This window comes from Paenibacillus sp. 01T422 (assembly GCF_056398785.1).
This window is the reverse complement of record NZ_JBFTQB010000406.1, coordinates 1-8,408: the sequence shown is the minus strand read 5'-3', so window position 1 is coordinate 8,408 and position 8,408 is coordinate 1. Positions and strand designations below refer to the sequence as shown.

The following is an 8,408-nucleotide window of genomic DNA, read 5'->3' as shown; positions in this document are numbered from 1 at the left end:
GTGAAATGGTCACCAAGGATCAATTGATGAAAGAGAATACGACTATTCTTGAAGCACTTATGATACGGACCAAGTCGCTGCTGGAGCAGCAGAGAAATGTATTTGATCATTCCTTCGCTATTTTGATGGGGGAAGAAGTCATCTCGGGTGATACGTTCCGTAAATTATTCGATGCTTCTGTTTCACAAAGTGCATAAGATAACCAAGGTTGTCACCGAAAGTAGCGATAGAGAGGCTGCTTTCGGGACAGCCTTTTTTTTATGTTCAATTTGTGTCAAAGCTCGTAAAGCTTACGCAAGGTTTTGTGACTAGTAATGAAATTTGGAAGTAAAAATTGTATGATATGAGTGGGTTCCTAGGTTGTATTGCCCATCTGTTGTGAATGATAAGTATGAGCTCTAAAGAAGGAGAAATCTGGTATGGTGTTTAAAACGATTGGTGTTGTTGGTGGTGGCACGATGGGGCAAGGAATTTCTGAAATGCTTGCAGCCAGTGGCCTAGAGGTATTACTTGTAGAGAAAACAGTAGAGAAGCTGGATCGCGCCCTCGAGCAAATCCAGGTTAGTTTAGATAAACAAATTGAACGGTGGGCCTTGACGGAAACAGAGAAAAAGCTCATTTTAGCTAAAATCAAGAAAGCGGATTCCCTCCAAGACATGGCCGCATGCGATATGGTCATTGAAACAATTACGGAGGATTTGAATGCCAAAAAGCATGTTTTCTTTCAATTGAATCAAATTTGCAATCCATCTATTATTTTAGCGACGAACACATCAACACTCAGCGTAACTGAAATAGCGGCTATCACGACGCATCCGCAGAGGGTCATTGGCCTGCATTTCTTGCATCCGGTTGCGAAAGTCAATCTCGTAGAGATTATCCGGGCGATGAAAACGTCTGACGAAACCTTCGAACAAACGAGACGATTTGTTGATGAATTCATTCATAAAAAAGGCATTAAAGTCAATGAGTCGCCTGGTTTTATTACATCCAGACTGATTTGCACGCTCATCAATGAGGCTTTACACACACTGTCCGAAGGTGTGGCTTCGGCGGAAGACATCGATACCGCGATGCGGATCGGTTACGATTTCAAGTACGGACCATTAGAGATGTGCGATAGATTTGGCTTGGATGCGGTGCATGATGCGCTAGAAGGGATGTTCCGCGATTATGGGGACATTAAGTATAGGCCTTCGTTTCTACTGAAGAAAATGGTGCGTGCCGGTCATTTAGGCGTCAAAACGGGAGAAGGGTTTTTCCTTTATGACAAGGATGGTGACAGGTTATGAATATTCTCGTCATTAATGCGGGGAGCTCATCACTCAAATATCAGCTTTTTCATATGGAAAATGATACGGTTCTGGCTAAGGGCCGCGTGGAGCGGATTGGGATGGAAACAGCCATCCTCGTACATGAGCCGAAGGATAAACCTGAAGTTCACGAGGTTAATGAAATTTTGGAGCACACAACGGCGATACGCAAGGTGCTTGCGCTCCTCGTTCATCCTGAGCACGGTGTGCTCGCGTCAACGGCAGAGATTCATGCTGTCGGTCACCGCGTCGTTCACGGCGGTGAAAGCTTCAAAAGCTCCGTCCTCGTGGACCACGAGGTGAAGCAGGAGATTAAGCGGCTCTTTGATTTGGCGCCGCTGCACAATCCGGCGCATATGCTCGGCATATCCGCCGTGGAGTCGAACATGCCGAATGTTCCGCAGGCCGTTGTATTCGACACGGCCTTTCATCAAACCATGCCGGCGCAGGCTTACCTGTACCCGGTACCGATGGCACTGTACCGGAAGCACAAGGTGCGCCGGTATGGTTTTCACGGCACATCGCACAACTATGTCAGCGAACGCGCCGCAGCCTTTCTAGGACGCCCTCTGGAGCAGCTGAAGCTCATTACCTGTCACATCGGTAACGGAGCTTCCTGCGCCGCCATAGAGGGCGGCAAGTCGGTGGATACGAGCATGGGGATGACCCCGCTCGAAGGTCTGATGATGGGCACGCGCAGCGGCGATCTGGACCCTGCGATCGTGCCCTATGCGATGGGCAAGGAGGATCTAACGATTGGCGAGATCTCCTCCATGCTGAACAAGCACAGCGGACTGCAAGCGATTTCTGGATTATCCAGCGATATGCGGGAGATCACAGAAGCGATGGAGGCGGGAGATAAGAACGCCAAGCTGGCTTTTGAGATGTATGAGTATCGCCTGCGCAAATACATCGGAGCTTACGCCGCGGCCATGAATGGCGTGGATGCCATTGTATTTACTGCTGGTGTCGGCGAGAATTCAGAGGTGCTGCGCAAGCGAGTATGCGAGCATCTGACTTACCTCGGGGTGGAATTCGACGATGCCGCAAATCGCACGGGAAGAGGGCTGGAACGACGTATTTCAACGATAAATTCCAAAGTGCAGGTGCTGGTCATACCAACGAACGAAGAGTGGGTTATCGCCAGAGACACCTATGATTTAGTTCAATCAGGCACACACTGAATCTTTGCTCGAAATAGTGTACAATAGAAAAGCGCCGAAATTAGCGACTGGGGCAACCCGGCAGAGGAAGGTTCGCACGAAAACTCAAGGAGGTACTAAATTAGTATGAAATGTACGATTGGTGAAGTCAAACATCATGTCGGCGAGTCAGTTACAATTGGCTGTTGGCTAAACAAGAAACGGTCTAGCGGTAAAATTCAATTTTTACAACTTAGAGACGGTTCAGGATATATACAAGGTGTTGTGGTGAAAAGTGATGTTGGAGAAGACGTATGGGAAGCGGCCTCCAAGCTGACGCAAGAAAGCTCGCTGTACATAACAGGTAATGTGAAAGAGGATACGCGAAGCAAAGGCGGCTTTGAGCTTGATGTTACCGGCGTCGAGATCATTCAAATTACGGAAGAATATCCGATCACACCGAAGGAGCATGGCGTTGATTTCTTGATGGATAACCGCCATCTGTGGATTCGTAGTCCGCGCCAACGTGCAGTTCTAGTAATTCGTGCTCAGATCATTCAAGCTGTTCAGCAATTCTTCAATGATCGCGGCTTCCATCTGGTAGATCCGCCGATTCTGACTCCTTCCTCTTGCGAAGGAACAACGAATTTGTTCCACACCAAATACTTTGATGAGGATGCCTTCCTGACACAAAGCGGACAGTTGTATATGGAAGCGGCTGCGATGGCGCTGGGTCGCGTGTATTCTTTCGGGCCTACGTTCCGTGCAGAGAAATCAAAGACTAGAAGACATCTGATTGAGTTCTGGATGATCGAGCCAGAAATGGCGTTCGTGGATCATGCCGAAAACCTCGAAGTTCAGGAGCAATTCGTATCGCATATCGTACAAACGGTACTCAAAAATTGTACGCAAGAGCTTGAAACTTTAGAGCGTGACACGTCCAAGCTGGAGAAAATCAAAGGCTCCTTCCCGCGTATTACGTATGATCAAGCCGTTGAGTTTCTGCAAAAGAACGGGCATGAATTCGAATGGGGCGAAGATTTCGGAGCGCCGCATGAGACAGCCATTGCCGCAGAGTATGAAACACCTGTGTTCATTACACACTGGCCAACTGAAATTAAAGCATTTTACATGAAACCAGATCCTAGCCGTCCGGAAGTCGTATTATGTGCGGATATGATTGCGCCTGAGGGTTATGGTGAAATTATCGGAGGCAGTCAGCGGATTGATGATCCGGAATTAATGGAGCAACGTTTCAAAGAGCATGATTTGTCCAAAGAAGCTTACCAATGGTATCTCGATCTACGGAAATACGGAACTGTGCCGCATTCTGGTTTCGGCCTTGGTCTTGAACGTACCGTTGCTTGGATTTGCGGGCTAGATCACGTTCGCGAAACCATTCCATTCCCACGTTTGCTATATCGTCTATATCCGTAATCCGTTTATCGACCAAAGGTAGAAAGGAGACCGGATGAGTAAATCGTTCACTACACAGCAGCAGATCGAGGCCGTCCTATTGGCCAGCTTTCAGGAAGGCAGCGTCGCGGTACCGCTTCTTCTGCTGAAGAACTATCGTGCCCTTCAGTTAAGCGAAATCGAGGTCATGACGCTAATCCATCTCATTTCCTTTTTGGATAAAGAAAAGTACGACTTTCCAACCACGGATGAGATTCAATCCCGCATGTCGGCTTCCCCTGATCTGGTCATTTCCAGCTTGCAGAAGTTGATTCATGAGCAATTCATCACGATTGATGAAGACATGGAAGAATCGACTGGGATTCGCAGTGAGAGATATAATCTTACACCGCTTTACCGTAGGCTAGCCAAACAGGTAGCTGAGCAAGAACTGGCCAAATTATCAGCTGTGCGCATGGCACTGCCGATCGATGAGGGAGCCAGAAATATTTTCTCCACGTTCGAAAAAGAGTTTGCGCGGCCATTAACACCGATGGAGCTCGAAACGATCAGCGGCTGGTTAGACAAGGATCAATACAAGGAAGACCTCATTATGACGGCATTGAAGGAAGCTGTTTTTGCCGGCAAGGTACACTTCCGTTATATTGACCGGATTCTGCTGGAGTGGAGCCGTAACCGAGTAGGTACAGTGGATCAAGCGAAGGAATATTCACAACGTTTCAGACAATCTAGATAACATTAGGGACTGTCTCCAAAGCAGAGTGATTTGCTAGCGAGACAGTCTATTTTTCTGCCTGCAGGGTCAATGAGTTATAAAATTATAGCGACATGCAAGATTTATAGGAACTACAGGGCGCTATTTATGAGTTATCCGTTGATAGCAGGGGCGAAGCGGAACTACAGGGCTTTATTTGTGCAAATAACCGTACATAGAGGTTAAAATGGGGGGAATAGAGGCTCATAGTTCCGCTACTAAGAGGAAATCGATTCATTCCGTAGGAATAACGGATCGTAGTTCCCTCTACATTTGGCATTAAAGTTACCGAATCCGGTTTATAAAAAAAGGCTGTCTCTTAGGTCATTACAGACCTTCGGGACAGCCTCTTGTAGTTTTCTACTGCAGCAGATCACATTATTTATTCAGCAAATGAGAGCGATATGCGTATTCAAACAGGAATTCGAAAGCTTCCAAATGACGTTTAGCTTCGAACGCATTTGCACCCCATGCATAAATGCCATGCTTGCGCAGGACGATGCCAGGAATCCGCGGGATAATGGCGTCTTCAACAAGCGCGGCAATACGCGGGATTTCTGCATAGTTTGGCAAAATCGGAATCTCAATTTGCGCTTCTTCATCCCAAATGTTGAAGGCTTTGATCAGCTCAACGCCATCGACAGGAATGCTTTTACGCTCCCAATAAAGCTCTGAAATCAGATTATTAAAAATTTTATCTCTGCCGCTTGATGTGATGGCAAAAGTGAATTGGTCAGGCTCAAAACCGCCTACACGAACGGATAAGTTGCCACTTGTCGCAGGAAACCAGCCTCTTGCTGCTAAATTGGCTTTAATTTCGCGCAGTTCCGCGAAAGCGCGTTGTTTCTCTTCCAGTAAAATACTCATGCTACAGGTTCAGCCTCCAGTTGCTTCATAATATCGAAGAAGTTATCGAATGGGTAATACGCGTATCCGAGCTTCTCACACATATCGACAAGATGGGAGCGAGCAAAAATCGTATCGACCAGCTTAGCTCCTTCGAAATCTGTAATGCTGTCTCCGATGATGATCCGCTCATAACGATTGGCATCATAAGAACGTATGATACTTGTTTTGCACATACCACAGTCTGTTTGGCAATGCTCATCACATTTGTTAGGCCACAAAATTTCAATGACGCTGCCCTCGAATGAGGAGGCATTGCTGTAAATATGCTCGTGTGGAATGGGAAATGGCTTCAGAAGCGGGTAAATAAAGAAATCGATACCCCCGCTTGTGATTAATAACTTGATGTTTTGTTCTTTGCAGTAGTCCACGAATTCCCCGAAACCATCGCGGATGACCGCATTCTGAATGGCATACTCAACAATTTCATCTTTGCGCGAAGTAGGCAATAGGGCGAACATTTCACCGACGCCTTTACGAATCGACATGCTTTTATCTAAAATGCGTTCCACGATCGCTCCCCAACCATCTGGGTTAAAATGTTTCATGATAGCCACAATGTTATCGTTCACGGTAATGGTACCGTCAAAATCGCAAAAAATGATGCGCTCCTTACTCATTCTCTGATCCCCCAAGTGTCAATAGCTGATTGTAATTCTGGATGTGTTTGGGCGTAGTCGCGAAGCTGTATTCCTTGCAGGGTTGCATCGATCGCTTGACGGAATGCTCGTCCTCCCGCAATTGTACCAAGCGGATGACCATGAATACCTCCGCCTGCATTCACAATAACGTCCTGACCGAAGTCTCTCAGAATGAGAGGGACCAAGCCAGGATGTATACCCGCAGACGGAACAGGGAAGGAAGCAGCCAGTTTCAACTGAGCATCTGCCGGAGCATTGTAGCTGTAATCAGTATGTAGGTCGTTTGTTAGCAGCACATGCTTGATTGCTAGGTTTTCTTCTCTAGGCATGACGACAGAACCGTAAGGAGAAGGGAAGAGCACCAGATCTGCTCCTGCAAGACGCATCAATTTACCTAGCAGCACAGAAGGAGAGATCCCATAATGCGGTGAAGGATACGTTGCACCAGCCATTGCTGGATGCGCCATAATCGGAATTGCAATCTCAGGGTCGGCGCTTAGCTCATGCAGGACATCGAAGCCGTAGGCTAATACATTGAATAAAAGAGCGTTAGCTCCTGCCCGAATCGCCTTCTTGGCTTGGGAAGCTAACTTCGATGTAGGGCCGGTCAAATTAACGGCGTACAGCAGCTTCTGGCCAGTTTCTTGGGAGGCTTGTTCAGCTGCTTCCATACAAATCTCAATCCGCTTCTCAAGCGGAGTCAATGGATTTTCAAACAAGATTTCATCGTCTTTGATTAAATCCACGCCACCTGCCGCTTGCAAATAAAATTGTTCGCGCAGCGCTGGCAGCTCATAGCCGACAACGGATTTGAAGATGCTCATCAGCAGCGGACGGTCATGCACGCCAAGAAGGTCGCGCACGCCTTGCATGCCGAACTTCGGTCCGGAGAAGCCAGCAAGGAAGTCGGTGGAGAATTTCAAGTCAATAAGCTTAATTTTGCCGTCCATGGACAGTTTACCGAAAACGGTGACTAAAAGCGCAGGGATATCCCGGCTGAAATTGACGTCGGGATAAGCGATCGTAATATCCGCATAGCGCGTAGCGATCGGCTCTCCAGGCGCAGGCTCGTGAACCTCCACGGCAATCACTTTGCCGAGATGCTTTTCCATTTGGGCCTTCTGAGCCTCAGGCAGTTCGGTCCAAGAGCCGACTGTCAGGCCGACAGCAATGCCAGTTGCTTTTTTATGAAAATCGGCTTTCTCATCGAAACTCCGATATGTGGCTAAACAATATGCACTCATCGTAAATGTTCACCTGCTTTGCTAGAATAAAACCTCGTTCATTTAGGACAATTTGCTCACTGGACTTGGGGCTGCGATCTGCTCGCCCATTTCTTTGGCCCGTTCAGCTGAGCGGAATACGGCCTTCGTAATAGCTTCCGTAAATTGGTAATGATCCAACGCTTCAATTGAAGCCTGTGTAGCGCCATTTGGAGACGTTACCTTACGACGAAGCACAGCCGGATCTTCTTGTGTATGCTGGACCATATGTGCGGCGCCAAGCACGGTTTGCAGTGTTAATTGACGGGAGTCTTCCTCGGTCAGACCGCCTTCGATGCCAGCTTTGATCATAGCTTCCATGAAATAGTAGACATAAGCAGGACCGCTGCCGGATACGCCAGTAAGAATTTCAAGTTTCTCTTCTTCAACAATGGACACGATGCCCACTGCTTCGAACATTTGGGTTGCAAGCTGCTTGAATGTATCATTAACGTTTGCAGAGAAGCTCATTCCTGTAGCTCCCAATCCAATCGTTGAGGACGTGTTCGGCATTGTCCGAACGATAGCCATTTTCGAATCCAGCAATACTTCCATTTTGGCGATGGATAGGCCGGCGATGACGGAAACGAGCAATTGATCTTCATTCAAAAATGGTTTCAAATCTTCAAAAGCGGTCACAACATCTTTGGGTTTCATGCAAAGCACAACGACATCCGCTTGGCGTAGGTAAGCTTCTTTGGTAACGGGATCAGAAGTAGCTTGCAGGCCGTACTCCGAACGAAGAAAAGCTAACCGATCTTGATCAGAACGGTTCATTACATAAATATGCTGTGGATCAGCTACTTTGGTCTGGATCAGACCTCGGATGATGGCTTCCGACATGGAGCCTGCACCGACAAAAGCAATTTTGGCTTGGGATAAAGTTGTGGACATCGTACATTCCTCCTCAAATTGTAAGAACTATGGACGTATTTGACCGTTTCCGTAGATACGGTATTTGGTTGAAGTTAAGG

The 8,408-nt window shown here is 47.3% G+C and carries 8 protein-coding genes and 1 pseudogene; 5 read left to right on the top strand and 4 right to left on the bottom strand.

Annotated features, from left to right (window positions below):
• The 5 genes and pseudogenes from AC1DUA_RS21500 to AC1DUA_RS21480 form a co-directional block, all read left to right on the top strand.
• Positions 1-197: pseudogene (locus AC1DUA_RS21500) on the top strand (ATPase); the annotation flags it as partial.
• 222 nt (positions 198-419) lie between these two features.
• Complete coding sequence (locus AC1DUA_RS21495) at positions 420-1,292, top strand: 3-hydroxyacyl-CoA dehydrogenase family protein (protein WP_477501714.1); 873 nt, start codon at positions 420-422, stop codon at positions 1,290-1,292.
• Positions 1,289-2,497, top strand: a complete 1,209-nt coding sequence (locus tag AC1DUA_RS21490; RefSeq protein WP_477501713.1) for an acetate/propionate family kinase — start codon at positions 1,289-1,291, stop codon at positions 2,495-2,497. The genes AC1DUA_RS21495 and AC1DUA_RS21490 overlap by 4 nt, the downstream gene beginning before the upstream one ends.
• Before the next feature lie 99 nt (positions 2,498-2,596).
• A complete protein-coding gene (gene asnS, locus AC1DUA_RS21485) occupies positions 2,597-3,892 on the top strand; it encodes an asparagine--tRNA ligase (RefSeq protein ID WP_477501715.1) in 1,296 nt (431 codons plus the stop codon).
• Between the two features lie 34 nt (positions 3,893-3,926).
• Positions 3,927-4,607, top strand: a complete 681-nt coding sequence (locus AC1DUA_RS21480; protein WP_477501712.1) for a DnaD domain protein — start codon at positions 3,927-3,929, stop codon at positions 4,605-4,607.
• 396 nt (positions 4,608-5,003) lie between these two features.
• Here the strand turns inward: AC1DUA_RS21480 and AC1DUA_RS21475 are convergent, their stop codons facing one another.
• Genes AC1DUA_RS21475 through proC form a run of 4 tightly spaced genes read right to left on the bottom strand, consistent with a single transcriptional unit; the run spans position 5,004 to position 8,328 of the window.
• Positions 5,004-5,492 (bottom strand): class II aldolase/adducin family protein, encoded by a 489-nt coding sequence (locus AC1DUA_RS21475; RefSeq protein WP_477501711.1) that lies wholly within the window; start codon positions 5,490-5,492, stop codon positions 5,004-5,006.
• Positions 5,489-6,151 (bottom strand): 2-hydroxy-3-keto-5-methylthiopentenyl-1-phosphate phosphatase, encoded by a 663-nt coding sequence (locus tag AC1DUA_RS21470; RefSeq protein WP_477501710.1) that lies wholly within the window; start codon positions 6,149-6,151, stop codon positions 5,489-5,491. Before AC1DUA_RS21470 ends, AC1DUA_RS21475 begins: the two co-directional genes overlap by 4 nt.
• Positions 6,148-7,416, bottom strand: coding sequence for a 2,3-diketo-5-methylthiopentyl-1-phosphate enolase (locus AC1DUA_RS21465; RefSeq protein ID WP_477501709.1), 1,269 nt, complete (start codon positions 7,414-7,416; stop codon positions 6,148-6,150). Before AC1DUA_RS21465 ends, AC1DUA_RS21470 begins: the two co-directional genes overlap by 4 nt.
• 42 nt (positions 7,417-7,458) lie before the next feature.
• Positions 7,459-8,328, bottom strand: coding sequence for a pyrroline-5-carboxylate reductase (gene proC / locus AC1DUA_RS21460; RefSeq protein ID WP_477501708.1), 870 nt, complete (start codon positions 8,326-8,328; stop codon positions 7,459-7,461).
• Positions 8,329-8,408: the final 80 nt, after the last annotated feature.